General features: G+C 44.8%; 32 protein-coding genes. 23 read left to right on the top strand and 9 right to left on the bottom strand.

Annotation, left to right across the window (positions count from 1 at the left end; translation table 11 throughout):
• Nucleotides 1-47 precede the first annotated feature (47 nt).
• The 5 genes from IE125_RS04445 to IE125_RS04425 all read right to left on the bottom strand — a co-directional run bounded on the left by IE125_RS04445 (nucleotide 48) and on the right by IE125_RS04425 (nucleotide 6,009).
• The gene (locus tag IE125_RS04445; protein WP_189443435.1) at nucleotides 48-662 is read right to left on the bottom strand and encodes a hypothetical protein; all 615 of its coding nucleotides are present in this window, start codon (nucleotides 660-662) and stop codon (nucleotides 48-50) included.
• Nucleotides 663-1,323: 661 nt separating this feature from the next.
• A complete protein-coding gene (locus tag IE125_RS04440; protein ID WP_189443434.1) occupies nucleotides 1,324-2,994 on the bottom strand; it encodes a hypothetical protein in 1,671 nt (556 codons plus the stop codon).
• 63 nt (nucleotides 2,995-3,057) lie between these two features.
• Nucleotides 3,058-5,424: a DotA/TraY family protein gene (locus tag IE125_RS04435; RefSeq protein WP_189443433.1), complete on the bottom strand. Its 2,367-nt coding sequence runs from the start codon at nucleotides 5,422-5,424 to the stop codon at nucleotides 3,058-3,060.
• A gap of 12 nt (nucleotides 5,425-5,436) precedes the next feature.
• Entirely contained in the window at nucleotides 5,437-5,631 is a 195-nt protein-coding gene (locus IE125_RS04430; protein WP_189443432.1) for a hypothetical protein, read from the bottom strand.
• 39 nt (nucleotides 5,632-5,670) lie between these two features.
• Complete coding sequence (locus IE125_RS04425) at nucleotides 5,671-6,009, bottom strand: hypothetical protein (protein ID WP_189443431.1); 339 nt, start codon at nucleotides 6,007-6,009, stop codon at nucleotides 5,671-5,673.
• 434 nt (nucleotides 6,010-6,443) lie between these two features.
• On the opposite strand from IE125_RS04425, the gene IE125_RS04420 reads away from it, so the two are divergent.
• The 15 genes from IE125_RS04420 to IE125_RS04350 all read left to right on the top strand — a co-directional run bounded on the left by IE125_RS04420 (nucleotide 6,444) and on the right by IE125_RS04350 (nucleotide 14,353).
• A complete protein-coding gene (locus IE125_RS04420) occupies nucleotides 6,444-7,187 on the top strand; it encodes a hypothetical protein (RefSeq protein ID WP_189443430.1) in 744 nt (247 codons plus the stop codon).
• Nucleotides 7,188-7,206: 19 nt separating this feature from the next.
• Nucleotides 7,207-7,707, top strand: coding sequence for a plasmid mobilization relaxosome protein MobC (gene mobC, locus IE125_RS04415; RefSeq protein ID WP_189443429.1), 501 nt, complete (start codon nucleotides 7,207-7,209; stop codon nucleotides 7,705-7,707).
• Nucleotides 7,704-9,137, top strand: coding sequence for a relaxase/mobilization nuclease domain-containing protein (locus IE125_RS04410; protein WP_189443428.1), 1,434 nt, complete (start codon nucleotides 7,704-7,706; stop codon nucleotides 9,135-9,137). The genes mobC and IE125_RS04410 overlap by 4 nt, the downstream gene beginning before the upstream one ends.
• Nucleotides 9,138-9,146: 9 nt before the next feature.
• Nucleotides 9,147-9,521 carry a hypothetical protein gene (locus IE125_RS04405; RefSeq protein ID WP_189443427.1) on the top strand — a complete coding sequence of 125 codons (375 nt, stop codon included), beginning with the start codon at nucleotides 9,147-9,149 and terminating at the stop codon, nucleotides 9,519-9,521.
• 151 nt (nucleotides 9,522-9,672) lie between these two features.
• A complete protein-coding gene (locus tag IE125_RS04400; RefSeq protein WP_189443426.1) occupies nucleotides 9,673-9,999 on the top strand; it encodes a hypothetical protein in 327 nt (108 codons plus the stop codon).
• Nucleotides 10,000-10,059: 60 nt separating this feature from the next.
• Nucleotides 10,060-10,368, top strand: a complete 309-nt coding sequence (locus IE125_RS04395; protein ID WP_189443425.1) for a hypothetical protein — start codon at nucleotides 10,060-10,062, stop codon at nucleotides 10,366-10,368.
• A 140-nt stretch (nucleotides 10,369-10,508) separates the two neighbouring features.
• Nucleotides 10,509-10,787 (top strand): hypothetical protein, encoded by a 279-nt coding sequence (locus tag IE125_RS04390; protein WP_189443424.1) that lies wholly within the window; start codon nucleotides 10,509-10,511, stop codon nucleotides 10,785-10,787.
• Entirely contained in the window at nucleotides 10,784-11,173 is a 390-nt protein-coding gene (locus IE125_RS04385; RefSeq protein ID WP_189443423.1) for a hypothetical protein, read from the top strand. The genes IE125_RS04390 and IE125_RS04385 overlap by 4 nt, the downstream gene beginning before the upstream one ends.
• A 416-nt stretch (nucleotides 11,174-11,589) precedes the next feature.
• Nucleotides 11,590-11,772, top strand: a complete 183-nt coding sequence (locus tag IE125_RS04380; RefSeq protein WP_189443422.1) for a hypothetical protein — start codon at nucleotides 11,590-11,592, stop codon at nucleotides 11,770-11,772.
• A complete protein-coding gene (locus tag IE125_RS04375) occupies nucleotides 11,769-11,933 on the top strand; it encodes a hypothetical protein (RefSeq protein WP_189443421.1) in 165 nt (54 codons plus the stop codon). The genes IE125_RS04380 and IE125_RS04375 overlap by 4 nt, the downstream gene beginning before the upstream one ends.
• Nucleotides 11,934-11,947: 14 nt before the next feature.
• On the top strand, nucleotides 11,948-12,274 hold the full coding sequence (locus IE125_RS04370) for a hypothetical protein (protein ID WP_189443420.1): 327 nt from the start codon (nucleotides 11,948-11,950) through the stop codon (nucleotides 12,272-12,274).
• A gap of 183 nt (nucleotides 12,275-12,457) precedes the next feature.
• A complete protein-coding gene (locus IE125_RS04365) occupies nucleotides 12,458-12,742 on the top strand; it encodes a hypothetical protein (RefSeq protein ID WP_189443419.1) in 285 nt (94 codons plus the stop codon).
• A 185-nt stretch (nucleotides 12,743-12,927) separates the two neighbouring features.
• Nucleotides 12,928-13,416: a hypothetical protein gene (locus tag IE125_RS04360; RefSeq protein WP_189443418.1), complete on the top strand. Its 489-nt coding sequence runs from the start codon at nucleotides 12,928-12,930 to the stop codon at nucleotides 13,414-13,416.
• A 19-nt stretch (nucleotides 13,417-13,435) separates the two neighbouring features.
• On the top strand, nucleotides 13,436-13,684 hold the full coding sequence (locus IE125_RS04355) for a hypothetical protein (RefSeq protein ID WP_189443417.1): 249 nt from the start codon (nucleotides 13,436-13,438) through the stop codon (nucleotides 13,682-13,684).
• A 21-nt stretch (nucleotides 13,685-13,705) separates the two neighbouring features.
• A complete protein-coding gene (locus IE125_RS04350) occupies nucleotides 13,706-14,353 on the top strand; it encodes a hypothetical protein (protein WP_189443416.1) in 648 nt (215 codons plus the stop codon).
• Nucleotides 14,354-14,381: 28 nt separating this feature from the next.
• Here IE125_RS04350 and IE125_RS04345 read toward each other — a convergent pair whose 3' ends face one another.
• Both IE125_RS04345 and IE125_RS04340 read right to left on the bottom strand, forming a co-directional pair.
• The gene (locus tag IE125_RS04345; protein WP_189443415.1) at nucleotides 14,382-14,621 is read right to left on the bottom strand and encodes a hypothetical protein; all 240 of its coding nucleotides are present in this window, start codon (nucleotides 14,619-14,621) and stop codon (nucleotides 14,382-14,384) included.
• Nucleotides 14,622-14,635: 14 nt separating this feature from the next.
• The gene (locus IE125_RS04340; RefSeq protein WP_189443414.1) at nucleotides 14,636-15,289 is read right to left on the bottom strand and encodes a hypothetical protein; all 654 of its coding nucleotides are present in this window, start codon (nucleotides 15,287-15,289) and stop codon (nucleotides 14,636-14,638) included.
• A 146-nt stretch (nucleotides 15,290-15,435) separates the two neighbouring features.
• On the opposite strand from IE125_RS04340, the gene IE125_RS04335 reads away from it, so the two are divergent.
• The 7 genes from IE125_RS04335 to IE125_RS04305 all read left to right on the top strand — a co-directional run bounded on the left by IE125_RS04335 (nucleotide 15,436) and on the right by IE125_RS04305 (nucleotide 23,345).
• On the top strand, nucleotides 15,436-16,749 hold the full coding sequence (locus IE125_RS04335; protein ID WP_189443413.1) for a hypothetical protein: 1,314 nt from the start codon (nucleotides 15,436-15,438) through the stop codon (nucleotides 16,747-16,749).
• A 13-nt stretch (nucleotides 16,750-16,762) separates the two neighbouring features.
• A complete protein-coding gene (locus IE125_RS04330) occupies nucleotides 16,763-17,434 on the top strand; it encodes a hypothetical protein (protein ID WP_189443412.1) in 672 nt (223 codons plus the stop codon).
• A 296-nt stretch (nucleotides 17,435-17,730) separates the two neighbouring features.
• On the top strand, nucleotides 17,731-18,672 hold the full coding sequence (locus IE125_RS04325; RefSeq protein ID WP_189443411.1) for a helicase RepA family protein: 942 nt from the start codon (nucleotides 17,731-17,733) through the stop codon (nucleotides 18,670-18,672).
• On the top strand, nucleotides 18,650-19,558 hold the full coding sequence (gene repC, locus IE125_RS04320) for a replication protein C, IncQ-type (protein WP_189443410.1): 909 nt from the start codon (nucleotides 18,650-18,652) through the stop codon (nucleotides 19,556-19,558). Before IE125_RS04325 ends, repC begins: the two co-directional genes overlap by 23 nt.
• Nucleotides 19,559-20,029: 471 nt before the next feature.
• The gene (locus IE125_RS04315) at nucleotides 20,030-20,608 is read left to right on the top strand and encodes a hypothetical protein (protein ID WP_189443409.1); all 579 of its coding nucleotides are present in this window, start codon (nucleotides 20,030-20,032) and stop codon (nucleotides 20,606-20,608) included.
• Between the two features lie 607 nt (nucleotides 20,609-21,215).
• Nucleotides 21,216-22,361, top strand: a complete 1,146-nt coding sequence (locus IE125_RS04310) for a DNA cytosine methyltransferase (RefSeq protein WP_189443408.1) — start codon at nucleotides 21,216-21,218, stop codon at nucleotides 22,359-22,361.
• Nucleotides 22,362-23,345 carry an HNH endonuclease gene (locus IE125_RS04305; RefSeq protein WP_189443407.1) on the top strand — a complete coding sequence of 328 codons (984 nt, stop codon included), beginning with the start codon at nucleotides 22,362-22,364 and terminating at the stop codon, nucleotides 23,343-23,345.
• Nucleotides 23,346-23,435: 90 nt separating this feature from the next.
• Here IE125_RS04305 and IE125_RS04300 read toward each other — a convergent pair whose 3' ends face one another.
• Complete coding sequence (locus IE125_RS04300) at nucleotides 23,436-24,299, bottom strand: cytosine permease (protein WP_189443399.1); 864 nt, start codon at nucleotides 24,297-24,299, stop codon at nucleotides 23,436-23,438.
• Nucleotides 24,300-24,756: 457 nt separating this feature from the next.
• Here IE125_RS04300 and IE125_RS04295 point away from each other — a divergent pair, with 457 nt between their 5' ends.
• A complete protein-coding gene (locus IE125_RS04295; protein ID WP_189443387.1) occupies nucleotides 24,757-25,245 on the top strand; it encodes an ureidoglycolate lyase in 489 nt (162 codons plus the stop codon).
• Between the two features lie 74 nt (nucleotides 25,246-25,319).
• Here IE125_RS04295 and IE125_RS04290 read toward each other — a convergent pair whose 3' ends face one another.
• The gene (locus IE125_RS04290) at nucleotides 25,320-26,810 is read right to left on the bottom strand and encodes a sodium:solute symporter family protein (RefSeq protein ID WP_189443386.1); all 1,491 of its coding nucleotides are present in this window, start codon (nucleotides 26,808-26,810) and stop codon (nucleotides 25,320-25,322) included.
• Nucleotides 26,811-26,830 lie beyond the last annotated feature (20 nt).

Raw genomic sequence — 26,830 nt, 5'->3', positions numbered from 1 at the left:
GCAAGGTCCACCAGCACACGGCTGGTGAAACACTGGTTAGGCTACCGCTATGCGATTGCCTTCAACTTTCGAGTATCCACTGAAGCAATTTTCTCGAAATATATGTCGTCTAGCTTCTCACCATTTTCGCCAAGGTGGTCGGCTGTGAGCCGTTCTTTCAGAGCGAAAAGGAAGTCGCTGTGCTTAATGACATTGCCCGATTTTGCGATACGAGCCTCACCCCGGAGGTCTTCATACGCCAGAAGCACATAGCCTGCTTCGTCTGGCTTGGACACAAAGAGGGTGTCCCGTAGCTTCTGTAGCTTGGTTGCGTGCTTTGTGCTGGTAGATAGCGGGTAGCTCTTCTCTACGCACAGAGACCGTCGATTCTCGCGAACAAATGCTATAGAAAGGTCTGTCAGGTGCTTCTGAAGAAACGGATTTGGTAGGGCACCGGCTCGCGATTCGACCGTCACAGTGGGTCTATCGAATCCCGTTTGCCAACTGAAATGCAGGAGGAAGTCGGATAGGACTTTCTTGCTTTTGAGTTCAACAACAAGCGTGGCTTCAAACTGCTGAACAGCTTGATACTTGTCATTAGCCAACTCAATTTTTCGTACATATAGAGAAGTGTTGTTGTTGCTCTGATTATAGTCGATTACACCGATTGCTGTTGTTGTCATTTTTCACCTTTGTTTTTTGCATAGCCTCTCCTGAATTGAAGATTAGTAGCTAAAATACAGAGAATCCTTATTCCCTGTTGACAGACGCATTAGATCATGATTGGCATCCCGAGTCAACCCCTTTTCTCGCACAAAAGGGAAATGTCAACACCTGCAAGCCAGAAATCTTTAAAAAAATTAAGTTTTCGCTGCCACCTCGAAGAAAAAAGCTCACCATATCAACAGGATACGGAATTATAATTTATAAAAAATTGATTTCGATAACACATGGTTATGGCTAGAGGGATTATGCATCGTAAATGATAATGCGAAAAATCTTTGGATCACCACTAAAGCCATGATTTCACTGTCAATGACCACATTGATCACAAAACGACCACCGGCACAGCCCTAACCCCGGCTGAGCCGTAGATCCACAGGATAAGCGACAGGTGCCACGGCCATGATTCCGGCCAAGCCACCTATCGCGAACCACGAAACCCCAGAAAACGCCTTGAAACGCACCAAAGCGTTTTCTAGTACCAGAAAACACTTAAATGCGTTTCAAAACACTAGAAAGAACCACAATGCGTTTTAAAGCGTTTTAAAGTACCAGAAAACACCAAGCAAAAATAAAGCCCGCAACCAGCGGGCTTTATGGTGAGCAACCACTTACTAACCGTTATCGTAATAGCACCTGAATGGTCATCTCTGCGGTGCCATCACCGGTCTGATACGGCACATTGATAGCAACAGAAGACCTACCCCTTTCGCCAACGCGATACCCGGCACGGTTGAAGCCCTGAACATCGGCACCAGTCGTGAATTGACCGTCCACATTGTAGATATAGAGATAGCGACCTTCTGAAAGCTCTTTCACTACTGTTTGCGCATACAGGTAGCTTGGGACCACAAAATCTTGCTTGTTGTCGCGTTGGCTTGTGCAGGATACGTCTGCTATCCATTTTCCGTTTTGTTGCCTAAAATTGATCGAGTGTTCGGCACAGAGATACCCGTAATAGTTTTCGGGAAGTAGTGGCACAGATTCTACGCCTAAGCTTCCATTCGGAATGCGATATCGATAAGAAAGTATTCCTTTGTCATCAACATGCAGAATATCCACCACTGTTCTTTTTTTTGAGTGTCCTCTTTGTTCCTCATTTACGTAGTCGTTGAGGTCTATGGTCCTTGCTTTGGTTACTGCTCCGGCTTTGTAGCGGTCATCGTAGAGGTGACCTAACCCCGCATTGCTGGCAATCTGGTTGCTATCAATACGCGAAGCCACCAGTCCTTCAACGGTGTTCGGGTTCACCATAGACAGCACATCAGACCTATCGAAGCAGGACACTTCCCCCTGAAATGGATAGCGTGAGTAGGCGCCTGCAGTGATATAGCAGTGATTCCCCCACACAGAAGGCGTCGAGCCGTAGGGCTCGGGTGATTGCGGTGATAGAGCAGATCCAGCCGTGAGAAACTGGAAGCTTGTCTTGGCTACAAGGTCCGTATCCACATCACCTATCAAAGACTCAAGGCACAAGCCCGGTGAATCAGCCGGAAGCTCACGCCACTCGGTGGTTTCGTCGATTCTGACCCTAGCCAAGTGTTCCGGGCAAAACAGCCTAGCCCCCGCGTTGTTGACCGGTGAATTGAAGCTTGCATAGCTGATCTCCAGATTCTCACCTGTTGAGCTTGCTTCTGGCTCATAGCTCGAACGCTTGTAGCCAAAAAAGAAGGTCCACTCAACCACCTGTTTCGGCGCACGAACATAGACCCCCACACGGTTTCGACCGTCGAGCATGCCCCTGAAAGCCGACAGGTCGACTTCCTGATCCGTGGTGGTGTGAAGCACCCCATCCGAGATTTCACCCGCAACGGCCCCGGTAGGTTCGTCACCCGGTGATAGGTATAGAGCTTCACTACCCAGCACACCGCGAATGAACCCTTCATAGTGGCCGTCCCAGCCATATTTGCTAAGCAAGCCTGGGTTTGGGGCACCAGAAGTGGTTATGAGCAGGTCGATACGCTCTGGATCGTCCACAGCAGGGGCGTAAAGCGAAACTACCTGTTGCCCTAAGATATCAGTGCCAACCGGCCCCAAAGCGTTTCTATCGCGTAGCTCGTCAGCAGTAACCGTGCCGTTCGGCAACCAACCCAAACCAGAGACCGCTTGTAGATTCGCTTGAAGAATGTCTGAAAGCACTTGAGCGGAGCCATCCACGGTCAAAGCTCGCTCTTTGGTGTCGATTTCGCGTTGGTTGCTATCGAAAGCAAACACGGTGAGCGATAGTGCCATTACCGACACAGCCAGTGTAAGCAATAATGCGTATCCTTTTTGTTTTCTAAGATTTTTCATATTGTTGAATTCCTTTTTGTTTGTTGTTATCAATAATGGGGCCAGTCCTTGGCCCCGTTGATATCAAGATTTGTTATCGCTTTCTCTTTTCGCGTTAATCTTGTTGCCGATACTTGTGCCGACTGATTGACCGAAATTGCCCATTTTGCTATCACGATTGACTTCAGTTTGCATCTGACTAACTCTATCAGTCGAGATATTATCGATATTGTTGCCCATCGAGTAATCTTTACCGGCCACAAAGTCCAAGGCCACGTCAGCGAACACATTCGTAATCTTGAAACCTGTGTGAAGAAGAGTCACCAAACCACCGATATAGATTGTTGCCATGCCTACAATCGCGAAAGGATTAAAGGACCAAGCATCTTCACTAAATGACATGAAAAATATCTGGTTGTAGTAAACAAAAGCGATATTCACCACGAACATAGACAGAATGAAGCCTGTCACATGGAAAGGTGCTTTAAGTAGTAGCGTCCAAAAATAACCGATAGTTCTACCAAGATTTTGACCGCTCATTCCCTTGCCTTCAGGCTTGAAAGCAGTAGCAGGAACCAACCCGGATATGGTTATAGCTATTGAGGTCACAGTTAATGTTGCAAGGAAACCCATCGCGAACACTAATGTTGGAGCCATCGGAATTAGATAGCCAAGAGCCATACCGTATACGGACATTACACCATTCAGGATTTTAAGAATGGAAACCCAATACATGAGTCCGCCGATAACCGCACCGCCGAACCAAGAGATTGCAGAGTTGGAAACCGCTTCTACGGTAGCTTGAACACCCGAAAGGATTGTGTTGATTATGTTGGAACTCATAATCATGGATTGACCAAGGCTAGCACTGAACATAAGCGGATTGCCTATTTGAAGGCCCGTAGAAGCAATTTCACGGTTAGCAACACCACCTATGCCATCCTGCAAACCAACCATCCCTGTGCTTTGTGTGCCTGAATCACCGTCGCTCATGAATAGACCAAAGAACCAACCACCAGCCCCAAAGTGCATAGGCTGTGAAAAATGCCCGTACATTTTGATAAATGGACCTGACATAATATTGTTAAAAAGACTTTTGACATCCTTATCATCACAACCTTCCGTGGAGCAAGCTGTAGAAGCCTGAGCCAAGGTGTCGCCACTCAATCTTGCATTTGATTTTGCAGAATTGATAATGATATTCCCGACATTATAATCGGAAAGGAAGTTACAGTTATCTTTATTACCAAATATCATATCGATAAAACCACTACTCGACATGGCACAAGCTTTATTCATATTTAGGCTGAAAGAAACACTGTTGCTTGCAATGCTTATATTGTCGTTTATCTGCGAAAGCTTTTTGGACATAATACTGTAGTAAGGCCCAAGTAGACCCCAGCCGTAATGGTCCACCGATTCTTCGGTCATGCTTAAGGTGATTTGACCACCAACCATTTTGACTTCAAGACCTTTGCCCTCAACAGCTTTTCTCAATTCGTTGGCAACAATGGCTTTCAGCTTGGCATCGTATTCGTGTGCATATTGGTTGAATCGCTCACCCGCTCGATTTACGGCATTTACCACATCTGGGTTGCTGGCAGGTCTATTTATCCATTCTTCAAGCTGTCCGCTAGTATATCTACCGGCTCCAACTGCATTTGTTATATTGCTATGCACCTTTAATAGATATTCAAGATTCAGGTTTTTGACCTTCGGTGCAATAACCGCAGAAAGACTTTCAGATTCACCAAACTTCGTTGGATCGTCAACTTCAACTGAGGTGCCAATACTTCCACACATACCGGAAGGACCAAGCTCTACGATAGTGTCAGGATCGGTGAGAGTTACAGCATTATAGTCGCGAGTAAAAGGCGTAGACGTTCCGGCACCCCTGTTATAAAACTGCTCGGAATATACGTTTTCGTATCTTCTAGCAAAAGCATTCATGCACATGGATTGCTTGAGAAGCTTATCCATGACCAAGAAGCCATTGCCCTCAGATCCAATGTCCACACCACGCGACATTATGTTGTCCATGGCGAAGTAGGTGAACTTGTCGGCAATATTGCTACCAACACCAGCAACCCACACCGCTAGCACATTCACATACGAAACATAGGCACCATAAGGCAGAGAAGGCCCGAAAGTGATTGGCGACAATAGAGCTAGGCCAAACACCGTTCTCAAAGCAAACCAAGTTGGGTCAATTAAAGAGCCACCCCATTTGCCTTCGTTTGCTGAGCCAACGACACCCATTAAAATTCCGATACCCAAGCTGATAGCTACCATAAACCAACTAACCAAATTGAATGACCCCATAAACACAGTCATTATCGTATAGCTGGTGTCAGTGCCTTCCCATGGTGTGTTGATCCAACCACCAAATATCAATTCCAAAGCTTGCCAGTAAACACCACCCGGCTGATCCATTAGTCCGTCAAAAAACATAGCCATTCCTCCTTAGTTGATATCTTGAAGCATAAGAAGGAATTTCTCAGGACTGCTAAGACCTATCATAAACATATAGGCAAATAGCATCGCTATAGCGAAATAGACTATCTTCTTGCTTGAGACTATTGTTAAAAACTTCTGAAGAACAGGCAAATACTTTTCTGCTCTATCATTCCATTTCTTTTCATATTCTTTGTCGTCCATGACAATTCTCCTTTTGTTGTTATCAATAAAATCCGAAAATCAGACTCCAGCATTTTTTTTGAAATTGGAAATGTAGGCGTCTAGTTTTTCTTTGCTAATGAAATCATCTTGCTTCAATGTTTCTTCTAAAAGCGATACTGATCGTTTGCAATCAATACCTTCTTCATTCATTTCCGAGTAGGTGCATAAAGCTATAATATGTTTTTCCAAAGCCATATTTAGCTTAACAACTTTCTCGACTTCAGGGTTCATATTTTTGACTAATTCATACCCCTTTAAATAGCCGTATATACCACCACCGCCGAAAGCTACTGAAATCAAAAATGCCCATAAAAATAGCTTGCCTAAAATTGAAGATTCTTCTTTTTCGTTTTCCATTATCGCTCTCCTTTTTTGTTGTAATGGTTATCTAAAATTTCTCTTGCCTCGTTGTATATGTCTTCTATCTCTTTAAGCCTTTCTCGTTCACTCAAATAATTCTGATAGGCTTTCAACACTTCTTGTTTTGTCTTCATCAATGCCCCCTGATTTTTGTTGTTATCAATAAAGATTTCTCTCTTACATATACCTTAATTATCAATATTAGTTTCCACTTTATTATATTATTATAACATACTTTTAAAAAATGTGTTATAATATGTTTGTGGTTTTTAATTTAAGCGAGGATACACCATTCCCATAAAATCCTGGGAATGGTGATACTCGACAGGGTTCCACCCTGTACCCGGCAAGCTCAGCGAGCTTGTTCTTGATAACAATTAAAAACCACAAATGCCAAGGACGGCATTGATAACAAAAAAGGAGAAATTGATATGAAAAATTCAGAACGAAAAAATGTATTCAGGTCATCGCTAAATGTTTTGCGTGGACCCAGATACGACAAAAAGGTTTCAGGAAAAGGGGTGTCAGGTTTCGCAAAAAGACAGATTGTAAGTTATCTAAATTGGTTCGATTATCGTTCCGAATCACAAAATATTTTGGATGGATATTCAAGCCAAGTCGAAGACTACAAGAACGAAAAAACCATCCCTTTTGTTAACAACGAGGCTTACTTAGAAAGAGAAGAAATTAGAGATATCGACGCTCGAAACATAGGTCTCAATCCTCAGTTTTGGAAACTCGAATGTATGAAACGCTGTAGAGGTATGAGAGTCGGAATGTTTGGCTTGATGGCTTTATTTCTTTTCGTATTTTATAACGCCGTTACTCTCGTTTCAGAAAGCATTAGAACCGACTCTTTTGGTTTGATAGCAACCTTGGCACCTTTCTACATTGTCATGCCTATCACATTTGGACTGTTCTATATCTGGTTCAATTGGATGGAAATCACATACAGGCACAGCAGAAATATCAAGTTCTGGAGATACTTGAACATAATCAAATCTCACCCATCCGAACTGTTGCCCATCAGTAATTATGACGACACCTTAGAAGCCAGTTACGGCAAAACTGAAATGCAATATTTGATTTATGGTGGTGTCAGTAATAAACAGAGACGCTTAGCAAATAGAGAATTCGACGAAGCTCAGGCCAAAGCCAAAAGATTGAGAAAATAATAATAAAGGAGATAGAGGTATGAAAAAAGAATTTTTACAGTCTGAAGAATTGAAGTCACTGATGACCAAGGACGAGAAAGAGACTTTTAGAAAGGTTTGCTCAGGTGCTGGCTATTCAATGTCCCATATGGTCCGCACGCTAATGTATTCGTTTCACGCAATCAAGAAGTTCAATGTGTCGGAAAGAGCCTTTCTAGAAGAGATAGAAAACATACGCGACAGCAAGGGGTTAACCGTATTCAAACCTACCAAGCCACAGAAACAAGGAAAAGTAAAAGAGGTGGACCCGGAGCTTATCAATCACACCAACTATCTATGCTCTCAGTTTGACCGTATCGGGAACAATATCAATCAGATTGCCAAGCACCTTAATACCATGGCTTTAGAAGGTCAAAAAGCAGATTTGAATGATATCACTGACAAAATGTATGACGCCTTGTTTGACCTTGAGAGAAACGGTGAAAAGATTCAAGCACTGGTGGATATTCATGTGATCTATGACAAGGAGGGTAAGCCATGATTATCAAGTTCACGCCTCACAAGTCCAACCCTACGAACCCTATGAAAGCTATCAAAGGTGGTGTTAGATATGTTCAAGACGAAAAGGATTGGCAACACAATGAAAGGTCTGAAAAGCCAGAAGAGTTGATCGGTAACGGTGACGACTTCTTAAAGAAAATCTCGAATGCTGGTAAGCACTCTGGAAAATACACTCACGCCATTATCTCATTCACCGAACGCCAGCTATCGAAGGATTTCGTTAGAGACCGAGTTAACGAGGTCATAGACGGTCTCATGCCCGGTCTGGATACCGCTAGGGTTCCGGTCTACGCGAATATGCACAGGGACAAGGAGAACACGCTTCATGTCCACTTGTTCGTCGCAGGTGTGGATCTGCCAACAGGAAACCGCTTCAACGCCTATTTTGTCGGCAAAGATTTCAGACGTATCGATTGCCTACAAAACATGATCAATGCCAAGCATGGTCTGTCAGATCCCAAAGACCCCGCTTTCAGAAGGCTTATTGATACAGATAGAAAGAAGTGGCCTATCGGTCAGAAGCTTGTCACTGAAATTGACGAGCACATAAAAGATCAGATAGTCAATGGCAAAATCAAATCTAAACAGGACGTAATCAATGAATTAAAGGAAATAGGATTGGAGGTGAACCGTGTCACAGCAAAAAGAATATCAATCAAAAACCCTGCAAGAAAATCTGAAGAGAACGCAAGACCTATTGCACTTAAGGGACCAGTCTTCGAAGACGGATTCGATTTCGAATCAGCCCTTCATGAACTTCGAAAATCAAAAGAAGAGCAGTCAGCCGAATTCAAGGCAACAGCCGAACAGCGATATTTGGAGAACAAAAAGCTTTACGACGAACTTTACACAGCAAGAATCGAGACAAACGATAAACGCTACAGAATCAAGCCTAAAAGGCTTCGTAAGGGGCGTAGTCTATATGTGGGCAGTGGTATCGTTCCTCGCCTTGGTGGCTATGACGGCATTCGTGAAAGAGCAACGGCTGATCATTTCGATACCACACTCAGAAACCTCGACGTTCGTTCAATGTTCAGAAATCCAGCAACAAGGTGGAGAGTCCCTATGCAAGCCCGAAAATTTTTGGAAAACAATGAAAAAAAGGAGCAGTTAAATGGAACAGGAAAAGCAAACAATCAAGATGTTCAAGACATTAGTAAATCAGTTGACAGAATCACAGGACAGGTCGACGAACAAAATGAACGAATTGATAAGTGTATTAGCCGACAACGTGGATCTGATGGATGTCGTTTTGAACAGGCTAGACAACGACTCACAGCGGATTCAAGCACTGGAGAAAGATACGAAGGAATTAGCGAACAGCTTAGCCAAGTTGACCAATTTATTGCCGACTACCAAGAAATGATGGCACGCCAGAACAAGAAATCTGATTGGAGACCTTCGCTTTAAGGAGAAGCCATGGAAAAGGAATTGATTGATGGTGTGGTAAAGCAGGTGTCAGCACTCTTCAGGTGTTCAAATGAAGTAGTAGTGGAACCGGGGTTTGTCGCTAAACGCTATATCACCTTTTACACACGCGGTTTTTGGATATCGATGAAGCTTGACTTCGATATCTATGACCTTTGTTTTGCTGATGAGTCGTTCGATTGTGAAGACGAACTTTTGGAGTTGGTTTACCAGTGCATTGAAAACCGTTTAACGCTCCAAATGAAAGATCTTGGCATTGAAATACAAGATATTGTTTATCCGCTTTTTAAAGACTTGGTGGTAAGAGATGCTTATCTCATGCGAGTTAGGCAGAGAATATTGAAAGAACAAATGCAGTGGTTATGACATTGATTGAAAATAATTCAGTTAAAAGTCATTATTTATGTGCAATTTAAATTTAAATATGATATAATAGTGTTGTGGTTGATATGGGAAAGCTAACAGGATGGAGCATGTAATAGATAAATACTGCAGGATGAACGGGAAGGATTGAGATATGATAATAAAAAATGACATTGATAGTTATGTTGGTGAATTAGCAAGATTGGGGTTAGACACTCGAATCAGCATGATATCCAGAAATCGATACAGATTGTTTGTCGTTGATTCCGATAACAAGAAATTGACTAAAGGCTATGAGTTTTATTCGCCTGAACGTTTTCACCCAAGACAAGTTTACACGGGTGCGGACTTTCAGGGAAAAAAGTTTAGAGCATTGAAACACGCTTTTAGAGACCTACTATCTACACATTATATTTATAGACTGGCTCACGATACATATGGTGAGCTTCAACAGGAGAAGAAAAATGAAAAACGGCATTGACAGTAAAGTGAGCTTTGCTATTGGCTTTCTCGCCACACCGGTTTGCGTTTTGGTGATTGCATGCGTGAAATCATTCTTTATGTAAACAAGAAAGGCAACTTCATAGAAGAAACTATGAAGCAGTTGGCCGAACAAAAGATCGGTTTCGTTATCGATGGCAACATTTATGTCTGGCGTGGTGATAGGCACGGCATTGTTGGCAAGCTGAAACCGCTAAAGAACTACGACAACCTTATGGACTACGATTCTGCCTGCAGGACCGTCCTTAGCATTTACAGCGTCGTTAACTGTGTCGAGTTCAAAATAGAGGAAGAAGTGTTCAGCAGGTTCAATAAAGGAGATAACAAAAAGAACGGAGGTTCAAGATGATTAAGTTCAATAAACTATATGCAGTCTATTTTTTTGGAGTCTTGGGTTCACTGTTAATCATTGACGGTGTGTACAGACTCGTTTCAGGTTAAATATTTCATAAGGGCAAGGAAGCCCACAACAACAAAAAGGAGTAGTATATGAGCACAAAAGAAATTATCGATAAAGAAATGAAAGCAATGGATAGACAATATAAGCTTGATATGGCTGAGCTTGTGTTGGATACATTTGTTGCTGGAAATTGTTCCTTAACATTGAGCTTTGCGACTTACTTTATCGCAACCGGAGCTTTTCCCGATGAAACTACACCAGAGCTTATAGGCTTGTTTAGTTTATATATCGCTACCGGTATGGCTTTTGTTATTAGCAAGGCTGTGAGGAAAGATATCAACGAAAACAAAAAAGGAGAAAAATTATGAAAAACAAAATATTGACAACAACAATCGCGATTGCTTTAGCAACAGCAAGCTTGTCGGCAAATGCTGGTTTCATGGTCAGGTCGGAACTGCATGGTGTTAAAGCTAATGCAAGTTATGGCGAACCAGCTCAAAATGAAGATGAGAAGGAGTTTGAAGACTTTCATTTTTATATGTTTTATACCGAATACTTTACTGCGTTCGGACAGTCATATTACCGTGACATAGCCCAAGACAACTTAACTGACTCTGAATATCCTGCCTATGTTGACGGCTTAATAGAAGAAGCAACAGCAGAAATAGAAAGCAATGAAGCTTACTATAAAGCTGTAATTACCGACTATGATACAGGTCAAGTAATAGCTACTATTGGTTCAACCTTAAACTGATACTCCCGATGATAGTTCCAAGGAGCCTATAAGGCTCCTTTTTTGTCAGTACACTTCACAAGCTAAGAATAGGTTTTTTGTATACGAAAAACCCCTGTCATAGAAACTGAAAATCTTTGTCTTCCGCTTCAACAGTTATGCACTTTCCCGGCGAAGGTGGCTTATCCACCATATTCTTGTTTTTCAATGTCCACCTTGAAACCAACACAAAGCCAACAATACAGCAGAAAGTCACCTTCACCAAAAAAGTTGCTCTTGACTTTATAAATAAATTACCCCTATAGAAACTGTAAAACTGCTTAATGCTCAGCTTATTTTAGCCATTCGCTGTAATAAAGCTCATATATAAATCAACATTTAATGGAATTATATGATATAATATTAGTCATAAAGAAAGAATAACAAAAGGAGTTATCATGAACTACAAAAACTTAACCATACTAATACTTGCAGTGGCCTTACCAGAACTTTTAATGAAGTACCGTTTCATATCCGAAGAGAGCTACTGGTATGTAACCTTTTTAGCAGTAGGCTTTGGCCTTTGTGCAATCAGCAACTTAATGAATATGAAAAAAACAAGAAAAGGAGATTCAATATGAAAACAATACTATTAGCCACATTGCCATTTCTAGCGTTTGCGTTATTGCTTGCTTTCACAACTTTCACACCAGCACTGAGCATAGCGTTAGGTCTGACCCTAGTTTGTGGTGCTACTGCAAGCATTCCAAAACTCGCTGACTTTTTAACTGAAATATTTTAACAAGGAGAACAATAATGAAAAGCTTCAATTTCAAAAACAGAATAAATTTTGTCAAAGATAGGTCAAAACAAAAAGCCAAAGACGCTGTGTCTGTCAGCAAATGGAACTGGGTCACAAAGCTAAGAAGGCTGTTAATTTTTTACTTTGTCCTTTGCTTGGTCGCTCACATAGTTTCAATCATTCTTCAGTCAGTGGCCGGAATCCAATATTCCTTCATAGCGATGGCCTTGGTCATGTCCGCACTGATTATCACAACCCTAAGCATTTGGGCTTACAGCTTTGGCAAAGGCTTAGGCAAACTTGGCTACATGACAACCAAAAAAATCAAAGGAGAAAAATAATGGGCACAATCAGAACTTTTATCAATCAAGTTTCAATGTTTCTACTTCCATTCATAGCTTTTGGATTCTTAACAAGCTTCGATATGAGCCCAGTGGCTCAGGTCGTTATGGGTATCAGTGCAGTGGTCTCAGTCTTCCCGTTAGCTTCAAAAGTTATAGATTATGTGAGCTAAGGAGTAAGCCATGAAACTAAACATACACCAAATTATAAACATTATCGGAAAGCTGGAACTTAGACTGCTGTTCACCAAGTCTTCAACGACTGAACACAGAGTCTATATCGTTGACAGCCAAAATCAGAAGCTCAACAAAGCCAGAAAGGTATCTCAAAAAATAGAGAAGCTTGAAGCCGGTCTGTTTACACAAAAAACCGCTCAGACAATAAAAGACATTTTCAACGAAGTTATGGAAAACCATAAAGGCTACCAGATTGCGACTAAACAACTTATCGAACAAGGGAGGATATGATATGAACGAATACAGACAGTATGTGATAGCAGTTTTGATATTGATTGACGTATGCATTTACTTCTTAGCACCCAACATGGTTAAACCATTGCTTATGGTGCCGGTATCGTCAGTCATGCTTTTACTGCTCTACAAGGAAATCAAGGAAGGATAATTCTGCATAACAACAAAAAAGGAGAAACGCTATGCAAACAACAATCAAAAATATTACAGGCATTTTACTGGTATCAGCTTTCACAAGTGGCGTCACTTTCGTTCTGACTTACGACCACATGATTCACAAGATAAGCGAATTCGCTAGCGAAGGCTACAAAGCTAACAAGGCTCAGGAAGCCTTCAACGCTCGAATCCAGTATCAGTTAACGCAGAAACTCAACAATGCTCAGAAGCTTTCAGAAGTCCTTCAAGCTGAATTGATTTCACAGTGTGTGGCTAACAGCGACAAGCAAGCTATCAAGCCAACAGCCTGTTTGAATGCAAGTGCATATCTGCAACAAAATCTTGACTTCAACCAAGTTGAATACAATCCAAACTTCGTGGACGAATTCAATGCAAAAGCACAGCGTGAGTTTTTCTTCGAAGCCCAAAGGATTCAGCTTTACAAGGAGCTTCACGAAGAAGCAGAAGCCCTATCACAAAAACACAGAAACAAGGTCGGCACGGAAGCTGACTAAAAACAAGGAGAACAAAGATATGGATATCAACAAAATCAAACTAACCATGATACTTGCTTTTTACAGTGTTGAAGACACAGAAGAACTACTTGAGCTTATCGAATCCGAAGAGCTAGACCTTTCACGCTTTACAGTTGAGAAAGCCTACCAGCACTACGAAGAAGCCTGTTTTTACGAATCCCGAGTCTTGGAGCCAGTCGATGAAATCTACTTCGGCACCGACTCAGAGGACAGATGGGTTGAAGAATACGAACTAGCAAATTACTAAAACAAGAAAAGGAGAACAATAATGTTAATATTTAACAAAGACGGTAAGCCCCAAGCCTTCGTAACCACAGCCCCCACCAATGAGGACAAACGAACGGAAGCAAGCTTTCAGGCTGAAATGCTCATGAAATTCTTGCCTGTGTTCGTTGAGGTTTCCAAAACGCCAGACGGTCAGGTATCGGACCTTGCCGTAATCGACCACAGGGGCCACCTATTGTGTGCAACCCCAATATGCCCAGATATCCCATTTGAAGGCGAAACCGCTACAGGTGAGACATTCGACCAGCTAGCGTGCTACCCACGTTTAGAAGACGTTTTTGGCCGTGTGAGAAGGATTATAGGCCCACGCACCGTGGTCACATACAGCGAATGTGCTTTGGTCCCGGCTATCAACGCTTGTATCAATGACAGGTTCTCGATGGATGTGAGCCTAGACCTTGAAGCTCGCTGGTTCACAGGTGCCGGTCACTGCATTTCGCTCGTCGACGCGGTAGAGAGGTTCGGTCTGGAGGTGTTGGACCCGGATTCAGCCTATTGCCGTGCTGTGATGGCCAGATCCGTTTACCAGTGGATCGCAGGCTACAACGCCCGCGAGATGCGTGATGGTGTGGTTCCAGCCACAGTACTGAAGCAGTTGATGGCAATTGCCAACAAAAAAGGGAGCCATTGAAGGCTCCCCCATGTTGAAGGCAATGAACTCAGAACCGGCCTTCCGGCCCGCCAGTGTCAATGTCGATACAGACATCCACGATTTTGTCATGCGATTCTGCTGGAATCTCGACTTCACCCCGCCACATTTTCTTGCAGTAGGCTTGATCGACATACACACCGCCAACGGTTTCTTCGTAGCCGGTCAGTTCGTCGGATTCTTGAGCGTGGGCAGTGGTGGTGCTGATTGCCAGCAAAAAGGCTGTGAGAGCGAGTGTGCGTGTCTTCATGATTGTTCCCCTTGTTAGGTGTTCTGAGCTTCAGCCATTAGTGACCGTTCGACGCTTTGAAAGTAGCCACCGCCACCTTTGATGCCTCTGAACCCTATAATCAGGCTGACTATCGTGATGGGTATCGCACTTAGCACGCTAACCCCAAATCCAAACACCAACCCGAAATTGTAGTAAACCCAGCACAAAACCAAACTAAAGGAAAAAACATAAGCACACATGTGTTTATTAAGCTTGTCGATTTCAGGGCCATTGCCGGATTTTTTGTTAATGGCGAAAATGGTGAGCAAGCCGAAAATAGGTAGAAACGTAGCTAGAAGACATATGAAGCCACATTTGATGACTTCACCTTTCAGGTTTCCGTTAAAGCCGATTTCGCCCCGCATGCGGACAATTTCGCCAGTAGACTTGTTGTAGAACATGATTAGACCTTCTTCGTCGTAAGCCATGATTAACTCGTGGCCTTGCCAGAAGTCTAATTTTGTGTTGTTGAATGACCAAGTTCGTTGCCTGCCGGTTTTTATATTTTGCAACAGCACCTTTGTCACGATGCTACCGCTGTGTTCGGTTTTAATATCCTTGTATTCGCCAAACCCTTCACTATAAATAGTTGATGAGCGGTTGTCCTGCTCAACTACCTGTAGAATTTTGACATGATCGAAACGCATTCCCCAACCCTTCCCTTATCTATTTTTCAGGTCAAGAATTGATCGAATCGATATCGGTGTCAATAGCCAATCTCTTACAATTAGGAAAATGATTTATTTAGTAAAATATGATATAATATAAGCCATAACAAAAATGGAGAAAAACAATGATATATAACAACAACGAGATAGGAAGACAATCCAAAAAATACATTTACCAAGCTGTGCTTGGAACCACTGTTCTTACATACGGTGCAGGGGCAGTAGCTGACGGATGGGAACAGGTTGATTCAAGAGAATTTGTTGAAGCATATGTTGACTATGGTGATACAAGCTTCAACTTGAACAAATTCATTCAAGCAGGGAAAGTCAATATCAATAACGATTTCAGTATCGTTACAACCCAGCTTTCTCCAGAAGAAGTCGCTACTTCTAGCATAGTCTCTTTTACGAACAATCAACCCGTGGTCATGGGCATGTTTGATGGGGCAAACGACATGGGTACTATCGTTGTCGTTAACATGAAAAGACACCCCGATGGCTCTGCGACTTTGTATCAGCGTTTCGTGTCGCCGTATTATTTCGATAGCCGGGAAGATGGTGGCGAGATGTCTAAGGCGCAAATGGAAATTATCAATGACCGCTTTGGCGGAAACCCTTTTGAAAATTTCAAAACGACAGAAGACGAATATAAAAGGTCATTTGTTAAAATCAAACCTTACGGCCTTCAAACTGCTATGGGAATTTTTGCTCAGCATATGGGGGCTACCGTGGGAGTATTTTGTTATTTAGAGCCGAGGGTTAGAGTCTGGACAACTAGTTCTGGAGGACCATTTAGAAAAAAAATCACGACCCACGTAGAAGCTCGATTCAAACCCTCATGGGCTTTAATGACTCCGGCGGATATTGGCAATGATTTTGGCACCGTGGAAAAACCTTTCTACATTCTGAAAAATGGTAAAACTGTAATTTCTGGAATGAACATTCACCCCGTTGATGATGGAAAAAACCCGCATTACGGAGAGCCCGGAGAATCTAAATATATGTCAAGTTTCCCTCAAGAAGACATTGTGGTTTTTTATGACAAACGATCTAAATCCGGTTGGACTGGCATTACATTAATCGCAGTGTCTTTCGCTATAGGTTATGCGACGGGTGGCATTGGTTTAGCTTCTTCAGGTCTGTGGGGCGGTGCCATGGGTGCTATGGCTACTGCTGGTTTTGGTGCGATTAACGGTAATACCAATTTTACAGATGTTTCCACAACGAACCTCACACAAATAGACGCCATATCCGACACAGAATCGCTAAAAAAAGAAGGCGACTGGGCTATGAAGTGGAAAAATGTGATGAGAGACCTGGGTAACGAAGGTCCGCTAGGTAAGAATCTTGGCGATATAAACGCTGAGTTTGCTAAAGAAAAAAAGAACTGGGATAAGAGGTTTACCGAGCAGAATAAAGAATGGAATGAATTAAAATAACGGGAGAAAGATAATGAGAAAAACAACTATCGCAATTATAGCTTCAATTCTGTCAACAAGTGCTTTCGCAGACTTTTCACTTACAGCACAGGAAGCACGAAACACACCATTATCGATTTTACCTTACGGCTCAGGTGTTGCCGTATCGACAAGCCACGGCAAAACCATTGTCATTGAAAAGCAAGGAATTAACGCTCAAGGTCAGCAGATAGTTAAAGAAACAGTTTTCAATCTATCAATGTCAAAGATTTTGAAGTCTCAGGCAGTGGCTTACGGCATTGAGTGTGAACAACTGGATTGCACTGTTAGAACGGACACCGCTTCTCAAGCTGTAACTGTTTACACAACGGGGAAAGTTGATTCACTCGCAAAAGGCTGGGCGACTGGCCTTGTAGCCTTCAAGCCAAAGGATTCGGACCACTTCGACCTTCCTTTTTATCAGGCTAATTTCGTGTTCGGCAATCAAATCGCTCTAGGGCAAACTGATTATGTTCTCAGCCCTGAAGTCTCGAAAATAATTTCAAGAAGTAGTGTCGAAACAACAAAAGAAACTGAAAAAGAGGACAACTGGTCAAATCTAAAAAGGGGTTTAACAAACTCAGCAAAAGAACAGGCTTTTTATAGCTCAGGCGATTCAAAATCTGTTGAAGTCGACAAGTGGGGTGCGTTAAGTTCAGCCCGTTAAATATCAAGCTTTTCCCTAAAAAGGTTTACTTTTTTAGCAAATAATTGAAAAATAATTAACACTTTTAAGTTTTATATGATATAATAATAAAACACCCACAATTAAGTGGGTGAGTAATTAAGGATTTTAACAGAAGGCAATAAAACGAAGCTGAAAACCAAAAAATCTTAGAAGGAAACTTTTTGAACTCCGCTTTATTGACAACAAAAATATTATATCATAAATAATATTAAAGCGTCAACTTTTATTTGCCTCCTTTTATAATAAGTCATAACCAATACAAAAGGAGAACAATTATGACAGCTATATATAAGCAACAAGAGAAAAATTGGAAGTTTTTTGATATCGAAGGTGTCGGTAACTCTATCCCTGAACCCCTTGATTTTGTATTACCCGGTTTTGTTTCTGGAACCGTTGGTTCGTTAGTCGGTGCTGGTGGTGCTTCAAAATCTGCAATGGCCTTAGCAATTGCTTCTGAAATCTGCGGTGGCAGAAAAGCTATTGGTGCCAAGCAAAACCCTGAAGACCGCAATATCACCTACCTTGCGTTGGAAGACCCAGCATTGGCTCTCAGACACAGAATCAATGCTCTTTACCACGCCTCAAGTGAAGAAGAGCGTAAGGCGATATCGTCCGACAAGCTTCAAATCATGCCGTTAGCAAGTGAACCCTTCGATATTGAGAATCTGGCGACTCTCAACAGGCTGGAAGCCTTAGCCTGCAATTCCCGAATCATTATCCTTGATACCTTCAAAAAGGTTCACAATCTCAACGAGAACGATTCAGGCGACATGGGTCGAGTAATCGATAAGCTCTTGAAGATTGCTGATAAAAACGCTTGTGCCATTTTGTTTCTTCATCACATGAACAAAGGCTCTGCAGTCAATGATACGGCTGGTGAGCAACAGTCTTCGCGTGGCTCGTCAGTTCTTGTCGACAACATTCGATTCCAGTCCTACATGAAAACCATGAGCGTGAAGGACGCTACTGATTTCGGTATCGCTGAAGAAGATAGAAAGAGATATGTCGAATATGGCGTTAGCAAGGTCAATTTGGCAATGGAGCCACAGCCCGTATGGTTCAAGAGAGTGTCAGACCCCAGACCCGAGATTTTTGGCTACACGCTACAGCGTGTAGAGCTTGAAAAGAAACAGAAACCGACCAAGGCAAGGACGCCAAAGAAAGTCGAATCCAATAACAACAAGGAGAGTTCTAATGAAAAATTCGCAGATTTCTGAAATCACTTATGCCCAAAACGATACGGCTTCATTGTTGGCACCAATTTTTACGCATGTCAGCAACACGAAAGGTGAAAGAGACAAGGATATCGTTCACTACAACTACAATGGTGCTGATATCACTTTCAGAATGTTCGAAAAGCTTGACGCTATCGAGCAGTCCGTTTTGTTGGCAATCGTTGGATTGTCGGCAAAACAGGGGTTGTTGCTACCGCCTGAACCTAAGCCGGGCTCTATTTCTGAGAAGCTTTTGAGCCAGTTGAATAAGGGAGCCAGTGAGCTTTCTCCTTTCTCGAATCACCCGCGTGCTATCAAGACCAGCTACTACGGGATTCTTAAGGCTTCTGGTATGGGTAGGTCTAAACAAAGCAAGGAGAGGCTAATTGAAGCTTTGAAAAGGCTTTCTCAGGTCAATTATGAAATTGAGAATGTTAGATATATCACCTCTGAAAACATGATATCAATGGTAGTGGATAAGACAGAAGAAATGTTGTATATCGGCATTTCAAGCATTTTGTCTTATGCTTTTGAAAACCAGTATACCTATATAGACCTTATAGAAAGAAAACAGCTTGGTTCGCGTGCGGGTATTGTTCACTTGCTACACGCTAGGTTGAGTGCGAGCGTCAATGTCGGTAGCACTCATTCTTTCAATGCTGAGCGTATGGCTTTACTACTCAACGGCTTTGTTTCACGAAAAAAAGTGAATGGCGAGTGGGTTGAAATTTACGAAGATATTGACAGCTTGAAATTAAAGAACCTGAAAAGATTTGTTGTCTCCGCTTTCAGAAAAATCGGCGAACTGGAAGGATGGTCAATTTCTGAAAAGGGGAAAGGCAAGAGTCATGTTTTTAAGGTCAGCCGACTCGATATTAGCAATTCTTAATAATTCGCTTAGACAGCACCTTGTTAAATACAGGGTGCTTTTTTTTGTGCCTTCATAACCGGTAGAACTATCGCTTAAACAGCACTAACTATCGCTTAGACAGCACCAACTATCGCTTAGACAGCACCAAGCCATGTCTTTTTTTTGCTATATTTCGAGCAGTTTTGCTTCGTTTTAGCGGGTCACCATTTTTCCCTTTTAATACTCTTTAAAGAGTATTTTAATGAATCTTCAAAAACCGGTGCTTGGAGCACCGTTTTTTTGATTCGAATCTAAGTTTCAACTACTGTTCGCTCGCTGTGCTCACTCAATGGTCATTGAAAAGCAAACCTTTCTTGTTCTTCAGTTAATATGCTTACTATAGTAAAGCTATCTAAAAAAATGGGCTTAAAGGTAATAAATAGTTGCTGAAGTTAGATATTTAATGTTATAATGATTATGAAAACCAAAAACTATACGAGGGAACAAAAAATGAATACTTTCAAAAAATTATCTATCGCACTTATTTCTTCAAGTCTTATCTTGCTTCAAGGTTGTGCAGTTGTCACTGGTCCTTCAGATCCTTCAAAAAGTGCATACACTTCAGAAAACAAGGTATCTCAAGACCATAAATATCATAATGCTATTCGTGTTGGCAAAACGGAAGGTTTTGCAGGAACCAGTGCTATCGTTTTGATGGGGAAGGTCTCGCCTAATTTATCCAATGAATCTGCTAAGCAAGTTATCGAAAGCTCGCTTGATTCGGCAGGAATGTTAGCTTCTTCCGATTCTAACGCTAAATATGAATTAGACGCCAAAATGATCGAAGACGGAGCCATGGGTTATGCAGGTGGTGGCTCTACCTTCTCAGGACTATCAAGAGACATGCAAATTCAATTCGTTTTGAAGCAATTATCCAATCTTGTATCTCTTTACGACGAAGTTGTCGAATGTCATGGTGAGGCCAGCTTTTCAGACGGAAAAGTTTTTTACTACTTGCAAGAAAGAATTGCTTCTGAGCGTAGCTATTCAAACTGCATGAAATCTATGATTACTGACTTGGCTGGATAGGCCCCACACGGGGCGACGGAAACCCGCTTATGCCAGCTCTATAGAGCGATTCAAGATGAGGTAGGTAAAAGCGTGCGTTCGATTCATTCGGCTTGTGAAAGGCTTCTATGGCGTAGGGCTTGCATACTATATGGATAGCCTGTACCGGCAATGCCGAACTTACCTGCAAGTCCTAGAAACCCTAGCATTCAGCGCTTCTCTGGTAATGTGTTTACTATCATCAAGAGTGGGCCCGGAAAAATGGAACCTATGTCTGATTTAAGTTAGTTTAAAAAGGTTTTATCAGGCATTCGTTACGGTGATCAAACATCAAATTAACCGCTTTGTGTCTTTACAAAAAGCTGGTATTTTTATAAATAGTGCGCCCATACCATTGTGTTTTGTGTGCTTCCCTCTCCTTGTTTTACTTTTGTGATGTGTATTGTCGAGATCGACAGACTAAGCACATAGTTAGCCAGGGCATCCGAGTTTAAGTGGCAACCTCATTTTATCGTACCCCCTGCTAGCAGTAGTCCGACGCATTTTTTGGCGTTCCGGTCTACACCTCGGCCCCGAAAAGCTGTATTATTAGGCTCAATGGCTGTGTTATTACTGCGTGAGGCTAGAAATGGAAAAGCCCTATAAGCTTATAGACCTATTTTGTGGTGCCGGAGGAATGTCTTTGGGATTCCTCGGTGATAACTCTAAGAAAAACTTTAAAAGCATCTTAGCCATTGATAATGACGCATCAGCTTGCGCTACTTATAATGCCAACTTTGGTGATCATTGCATTACTACAAATGTAGAAAGCTGGTTATTGAATAATGAAGTCCCTGAAGCAGACGCGGTTATAGGTGGCCCGCCCTGCCAAGGATTTAGTCTCCTCAATAAAAATCGGGAAGGTGATTTTAGGCGAGCCCTTTGGGAACCTTATCTGGATATAGTTGAAAAGTCTCAAGCATCTGTATTTGTAATGGAAAATGTTCCAGGTCTTCTCAAGAGCCCTGAATTTCAAGATATTGTCATGAGGTCTAAGGATCATGGCTTTGAGGTGCTTAGTGCTAGTGTATTGAACACTGCTGATTATGGTGTTCCTCAGACACGACGGCGCACTATTATTATTGGCTATCGGCCGGATCACTTTCCAGCTGACTTTGAAACGCCAGCTTTTCCTCCGAGTCCCACACATCGCTCGCCAACGAATAGTAATCACAACCTACCTGAATGGCGGTCGGTGAAAGAGTTTATATCAGATTTGCCAGATCCAGAGGGTGTTCAAATCCGTAATATTGCCCCTCCTTTGGATTTACACTTTGGACGTACTCCTACCCCAGTCAGCCTCGAACGGTATCGGGCTGTTCCACCCGGTGGCAATCGGTTCGATTTACAAGAGCGTCGACCTGATATCACTCCAGCCTGCTGGATCAGGAAAAAATCTGGAGGTACGGACCTGTTCGGTAGGCTCTGGTGGAATCGTCCCTCAGTTACTATTCGGACGGAATTTTTCAAGCCTGAAAAAGGACGCTACCTGCATCCAGAGGCTGACCGCCCCATTACCCATCGGGAAGCAGCTCGGCTGATGTCTTTTCCTGATACTTTCGTTTTTGTTGGTTCCAAAATTGAAGTTGCTCGCCAAATTGGAAATGCTGTTCCTCCAATTTTCGCACAAAAAATAGCTGCTTACGTCCAGGAATTGTTGGGTAAAAGAGTGACAGTCGTCAAGCAGAAAGAAGATAAACCACTTAATTTTCAACTGGAATTGGAGAGGGGCTAAATGGCTCGTAGGTCCCAGCGTTCAGATCCGCATTTATTAAGACAACAGTTAATAACGCTTCTAACTGACTTTGATAAGAGACTTAACCAATCTGACTTAAGAGAGCAGGTTCAGGCTTTAGTGCCAGCCAATTATTTGCTACGAGATCTCGGTAGCTCTCTAATTCAAGGAGAGAATCTTGAAAATGCACGTGATCGCATCATCGCTTACCTCTGCAAGTATCATGGGAGCTTAATTAAAGGTGATGAGTTAATGGTTGTCGCAGGCATAAGCGAATATGCCAGACGTATCCGCGAACTTCGAGTTCAAGAAGGTTGGCCTATATTGTCCGGCGCGATGATTCGCCAAATGATAGATGAGGGAGAGTTGGGGGAGTCAGAATTAACGTCTGATAAGAATTTGGAGCTTAGCCCTGATAGCTATATTTTACTAGAGAACAGTCAGGATAGAGATGCTGCGTTCCGGTGGAATTCAGCCAATAGGATTAGAAAAAGCGAGAAAGGGATTAAAAGCAAAATACTCGAATATCTTCGTCTAAATGTAGGCGAGCACGTTACTGGGGAAGAGTTAAAGTACCTTGCTAATGATAAATCGGAGTGGCCTCGCAGAATTCGAGAACTTCGTACTGAAGAGGGCTGGCCCATATTAACTAAAGTGTCTGGAAATCCTGAGCTTCCTGTAGGTGTTTATGTGTTAGAGGAAGATAAACAGGCTCAACCTCATGATAGGAATATTCCTGATAGTGTTCGCGTGGATGTTCTAACGCGTGATAATCATAAATGTCGTAAATGTAACTGGGGGTACTCTAATCTTATTCCCGGTGATCCTAGGAGAATTTTAGAACTTCATCATATCATCCATCATGCGAATCGAGGGACTAATACCGCTGACAATCTTATCACTCTGTGTAATGTCCATCATGACCAGGTTCATAAAAATGAAATCACTCCTGAAGAGCTGATTTCTCTTATTAATGGTGTTTGAGTTCTAGAAATAATTATTGATATGAAATTTAGTTTCATTTAAATGCTGGGTATATTTTCGGGACGGTATTAATGGGTTTTCGAATCGTTTTCACCTCCGTACTTTTTCTACTAACGTGTTTACCGTCATCACCGTGGTCGCCGAGAACACCAGGAAATTGACCGGCAGGCCCCAGAAGTTGCCGCGTTTGACGTCGCCGAAGCTGCGCGCATAGCGGGTGAAATCGCCGAAGTTGAGCGTTGGCCCGGCGAAATAGCCGGCGACGATGGCAGCGGCAATCACCATCTGCCAGAGCTGCTCGCCGGGCGAGAGCTGGATATCGGAAAGCGTGAAGCTGATGTTCGCCCAGCCTGCCTGCCACACCAGCCAGGCGGCGAGGGCGAACATCACGATATAGACCGCCGGGCCCGACCAGTCGATGAAGCGGCGGATCGAATCCATGCCGCGCCAGAAGACGATCGCCTGCAGGCACCACAGCAGCATGAAGCTGATCCAGCCCAGATAGGAGAGGCCGAGGAAGCTGGGGCCGGCCAGCGACTCCATGCCCGGAAACAGACGCAGAATGACGATCGTCAGCGCGTTGGAGGCGAGATAGGTCTGGATGCCGTACCACACCACGGCGATGAGTCCGCGGATCATTGCCGGAATGTTGGCGCCGAAGACGCCGAAAGAGAGACGGCAGATCACCGGAAACGGCACTGCCGCCTTCTGGCTTGGCCGCGCCATCAGGTTGGCGAAAATCTGCACGATGCAGATCCCGACCAGCAGCGAAATCAGCACCTGCCAGCCGGCCAGGCCAAAAGCGAACAGGCTCGCCGCGACCACATAGCCGCCGACGCTGTGGACGTCCGAGAGCCAGAACGCGAGGATGTTGTACCAGTTCCAGTTCTGCTGCGTGGGCGCGAGATCGGCATTGTGTAGCCGTTCGCTGTAATGGGCGGGTCGTTTTGACATGGCGGCGCTCTCCGCGTGAGCTTTAGGGGTCGGTTTATATTTTTGTATACAAGATTTGTGCCATGACGCAGGGCTATTCCCCTATCGTCGTACTCTGGACATGACCTCACGGCAGATCAGCGATCGAAAAGCGCCGGAGATCAGAGAGTTGTCACCAAGCCTCTCGCGCCGCTCGATGACGGCTCATTTTCGAGGGGATGGGAGAATCTTTTCCGCAAGGCATCGGACGGGGGCATGACTTCCCAGCAGGTGCACGCGATTCGCTCAGCACCGTTAGATGGCGCACCTGGGTGGTGCATGGCTCTCTTTATTTTGTATACGAAGTGGCGGGCAGTCGACAGACATGAGCGGAGATCGGCGCGGACCGATCACTGGCCGCCCGGTCCTGATATAGATCGGGTCTGAAACGGATCGGTCCTGAACTAGATCAGTTCTGAAATAGCACAGTGAGAAATGCATGCTCGAATTGACCGCAAGACCACTGACCCGAGAGGCATTCGCGCCGTTCGGCGACGTCATCGATGCCCGTACCAGCGCGTCGTTCCCCATCAACAATGGCCGAACCCAGCGCCACCATGATCTGGCAGCGGTCGAGATCGTCGATGCGCCGTCGTCGCCGTTGATCAGTATTTTCGTCAGCCAGCCGATCACCCTGCCGCTGGAACTCGAACTGCTCGAGCGCCATCCGCTGGGCAGCCAGGCGTTCATGCCGCTGCACGAGGAGCGCTTCATCGTCGTCGTCGCACCGCCGGGCGATGAGATCGATACGCAGAAGATCTGCGCCTTCGTCACCGACGGCCGGCAAGGCGTCAACTATCGCGCGGGCACCTGGCACGCGATCCATTCGGTGCTGGGGCAGGAAGGCGAGTTCCTCGTCGTCGACCGCGGCGGCGCCGACAACCTCGACGAGCGGCCGATGGCGATTCGGATCACGCTGGCGAATTGACGATCTGGTCTGTGCCCGAAACGACGATGCCCCGCCTGGGCGCGGGGCATCGAAGTGATCTTACCGGCTCAGCGTCAGGCCGACTTGGCACCGATCGCTTCGGCCGGATCGGCCTCCAGCTCCATGCGCTCGCGTTCGTCATCGATGATCTTGAGTGCTTGTTCTGGCGTGACCTTCGAGGCCGGAGTGATCAGGCTGACGACGACGCCCACGATCAGCGCGACCAGCACCGCCGGAATGCTCGGGTTGCCCCAGAACATGCTCCAGCTGTCGACGTTGATCACCGCCAGCGAGGTCGCGGAGGCCGCGATCAGCGTGGCGATGGCGCCTTGCCAGTTGTAGCGGGGCCAGAAACGCCCCAGCACGCCGCACACGAACATGCCGGCCATCACCGTGGCGATCATGCTGGTGATATAGCTGATGACGTTATCGGAGGTCAGCGCGAAAAGCAGCGCCAGGCCGATGGTGGCGATGAGCGCCAGCCGTGAGAGTCCCACCACCTTTCGGGCCGACGGCGTGTGACCGGTAAACAGCACGTAGACGTCACGCAGCAGGATCGAAACACCGGCAATGGCATCCGAACTCGCGCTCGACATGGTGGCCGACAGCCCCGCGACCAGCAGCAGCAGGCCGAGCCACAGCGGCAGAATCTCAGTGGCGAGAAACGGGAAGGCGAAATTGCTGTTGTCGAGACCGGGATTGAGCGCATGAGTCGCCATGCCGATGATCGCCGGGATGATCGAGAAGAGCAGGTAGAGAATGCCGGTGATGACGAACGACTTGCGCACCGAGCCCACCGAGTTGCCGGAGTAGATGCGCTGACGATAGGAGGGCGTGGCGAGTACACCGACGGCGATGACCGCGGCGAGCGAGATGGCCGGTATCAGCCCGATCTTGTCGATACCCAGGAAGCTGGTGGCCGCGACGTCCATGTTGGCGCCGAGGCCGGAGAAGCCGCCGACTTCGAACAGGGCGATAATCGCCATCACGATGAAGCCGACGAACAGCACCACCGCCTGCACGGTGTCGGTCCAGATCACCGCCATGTAGCCGCCGATCACGCAGTAGATGCCGAAGCCCAGCGCAACCAGGACGCGCGCCGTGGTCAGATCGATTCCCGCCATCCACGACAGATAGAGCCCGCCGCCAAGAATGTGCGCGCCCAGCCAGCCGATACAGGCGATGTAGATCAGCACCGCAACGATATTGCGCACCCAGCGATTGGCGCCGACGTAGTAGGAGAGCTCCTCGCTCATGGTCATGAAGCGAAATCGGCGCACCGGCGCGAACCAGAACGCCAGCAGCAGCACGCCGATGGCGCCGCCGATGCCGTAGAGCGCACCGGCCCAGCCGTTGGCGTAACCGAAACCGACGGCGCCCATGCTCGAGCCGGTGCCGACCATGGTTGCCACCGTGGTGCCGATGGTCAGGAAAATCGGGACGCTACGTCCGCCGAGCAGGAAATCATCGCCGTTGCCGCGGCTCTTGCGCGAGACCCAGGCACCGAACACGATCATCACGATCACGTAGACGATGAAGGCCCCGAGGAAAACGTGACTGTTCATTTTGACCTCTTATAATTGTC

Source organism: Salinicola rhizosphaerae, assembly GCF_014652715.1.
Taxonomy (GTDB): domain Bacteria; phylum Pseudomonadota; class Gammaproteobacteria; order Pseudomonadales; family Halomonadaceae; genus Salinicola; species Salinicola rhizosphaerae.
The sequence above is the reverse complement of the archived record's forward strand: the minus strand, read 5'-3'. Positions and strand labels throughout refer to the sequence as shown.

Coding starts and splice junctions, on each gene's coding strand:
- IE125_RS04305 (WP_189443407.1), top strand. CDS start 22,362: ATGGCTCGTAGGTCCCAGCGTTCAGATCCGCATTTATTAAGACAACAG.
- IE125_RS04310 (WP_189443408.1), top strand. CDS start 21,216: ATGGAAAAGCCCTATAAGCTTATAGACCTATTTTGTGGTGCCGGAGGA.
- IE125_RS04340 (WP_189443414.1), bottom strand. CDS start 15,289: ATGCGTTTCGATCATGTCAAAATTCTACAGGTAGTTGAGCAGGACAAC.
- IE125_RS04395 (WP_189443425.1), top strand. CDS start 10,060: ATGCGTGAAATCATTCTTTATGTAAACAAGAAAGGCAACTTCATAGAA.
- IE125_RS04315 (WP_189443409.1), top strand. CDS start 20,030: ATGAATACTTTCAAAAAATTATCTATCGCACTTATTTCTTCAAGTCTT.
- repC (WP_189443410.1), top strand. CDS start 18,650: ATGAAAAATTCGCAGATTTCTGAAATCACTTATGCCCAAAACGATACG.
- IE125_RS04385 (WP_189443423.1), top strand. CDS start 10,784: ATGAAAAACAAAATATTGACAACAACAATCGCGATTGCTTTAGCAACA.
- IE125_RS04425 (WP_189443431.1), bottom strand. CDS start 6,009: ATGGAAAACGAAAAAGAAGAATCTTCAATTTTAGGCAAGCTATTTTTA.
- IE125_RS04405 (WP_189443427.1), top strand. CDS start 9,147: ATGGAAAAGGAATTGATTGATGGTGTGGTAAAGCAGGTGTCAGCACTC.
- IE125_RS04375 (WP_189443421.1), top strand. CDS start 11,769: ATGAAAACAATACTATTAGCCACATTGCCATTTCTAGCGTTTGCGTTA.
- IE125_RS04355 (WP_189443417.1), top strand. CDS start 13,436: ATGGATATCAACAAAATCAAACTAACCATGATACTTGCTTTTTACAGT.
- IE125_RS04390 (WP_189443424.1), top strand. CDS start 10,509: ATGAGCACAAAAGAAATTATCGATAAAGAAATGAAAGCAATGGATAGA.
- IE125_RS04380 (WP_189443422.1), top strand. CDS start 11,590: ATGAACTACAAAAACTTAACCATACTAATACTTGCAGTGGCCTTACCA.
- IE125_RS04370 (WP_189443420.1), top strand. CDS start 11,948: ATGAAAAGCTTCAATTTCAAAAACAGAATAAATTTTGTCAAAGATAGG.
- IE125_RS04330 (WP_189443412.1), top strand. CDS start 16,763: ATGAGAAAAACAACTATCGCAATTATAGCTTCAATTCTGTCAACAAGT.
- IE125_RS04350 (WP_189443416.1), top strand. CDS start 13,706: ATGTTAATATTTAACAAAGACGGTAAGCCCCAAGCCTTCGTAACCACA.
- IE125_RS04300 (WP_189443399.1), bottom strand. CDS start 24,299: ATGTCAAAACGACCCGCCCATTACAGCGAACGGCTACACAATGCCGAT.
- IE125_RS04430 (WP_189443432.1), bottom strand. CDS start 5,631: ATGGACGACAAAGAATATGAAAAGAAATGGAATGATAGAGCAGAAAAG.
- IE125_RS04295 (WP_189443387.1), top strand. CDS start 24,757: ATGCTCGAATTGACCGCAAGACCACTGACCCGAGAGGCATTCGCGCCG.
- IE125_RS04365 (WP_189443419.1), top strand. CDS start 12,458: ATGAAACTAAACATACACCAAATTATAAACATTATCGGAAAGCTGGAA.
- IE125_RS04410 (WP_189443428.1), top strand. CDS start 7,704: ATGATTATCAAGTTCACGCCTCACAAGTCCAACCCTACGAACCCTATG.
- IE125_RS04445 (WP_189443435.1), bottom strand. CDS start 662: ATGACAACAACAGCAATCGGTGTAATCGACTATAATCAGAGCAACAAC.
- mobC (WP_189443429.1), top strand. CDS start 7,207: ATGAAAAAAGAATTTTTACAGTCTGAAGAATTGAAGTCACTGATGACC.
- IE125_RS04420 (WP_189443430.1), top strand. CDS start 6,444: ATGAAAAATTCAGAACGAAAAAATGTATTCAGGTCATCGCTAAATGTT.
- IE125_RS04345 (WP_189443415.1), bottom strand. CDS start 14,621: ATGAAGACACGCACACTCGCTCTCACAGCCTTTTTGCTGGCAATCAGC.
- IE125_RS04290 (WP_189443386.1), bottom strand. CDS start 26,810: ATGAACAGTCACGTTTTCCTCGGGGCCTTCATCGTCTACGTGATCGTG.
- IE125_RS04400 (WP_189443426.1), top strand. CDS start 9,673: ATGATAATAAAAAATGACATTGATAGTTATGTTGGTGAATTAGCAAGA.
- IE125_RS04440 (WP_189443434.1), bottom strand. CDS start 2,994: ATGAAAAATCTTAGAAAACAAAAAGGATACGCATTATTGCTTACACTG.
- IE125_RS04435 (WP_189443433.1), bottom strand. CDS start 5,424: ATGTTTTTTGACGGACTAATGGATCAGCCGGGTGGTGTTTACTGGCAA.
- IE125_RS04335 (WP_189443413.1), top strand. CDS start 15,436: ATGATATATAACAACAACGAGATAGGAAGACAATCCAAAAAATACATT.
- IE125_RS04325 (WP_189443411.1), top strand. CDS start 17,731: ATGACAGCTATATATAAGCAACAAGAGAAAAATTGGAAGTTTTTTGAT.
- IE125_RS04360 (WP_189443418.1), top strand. CDS start 12,928: ATGCAAACAACAATCAAAAATATTACAGGCATTTTACTGGTATCAGCT.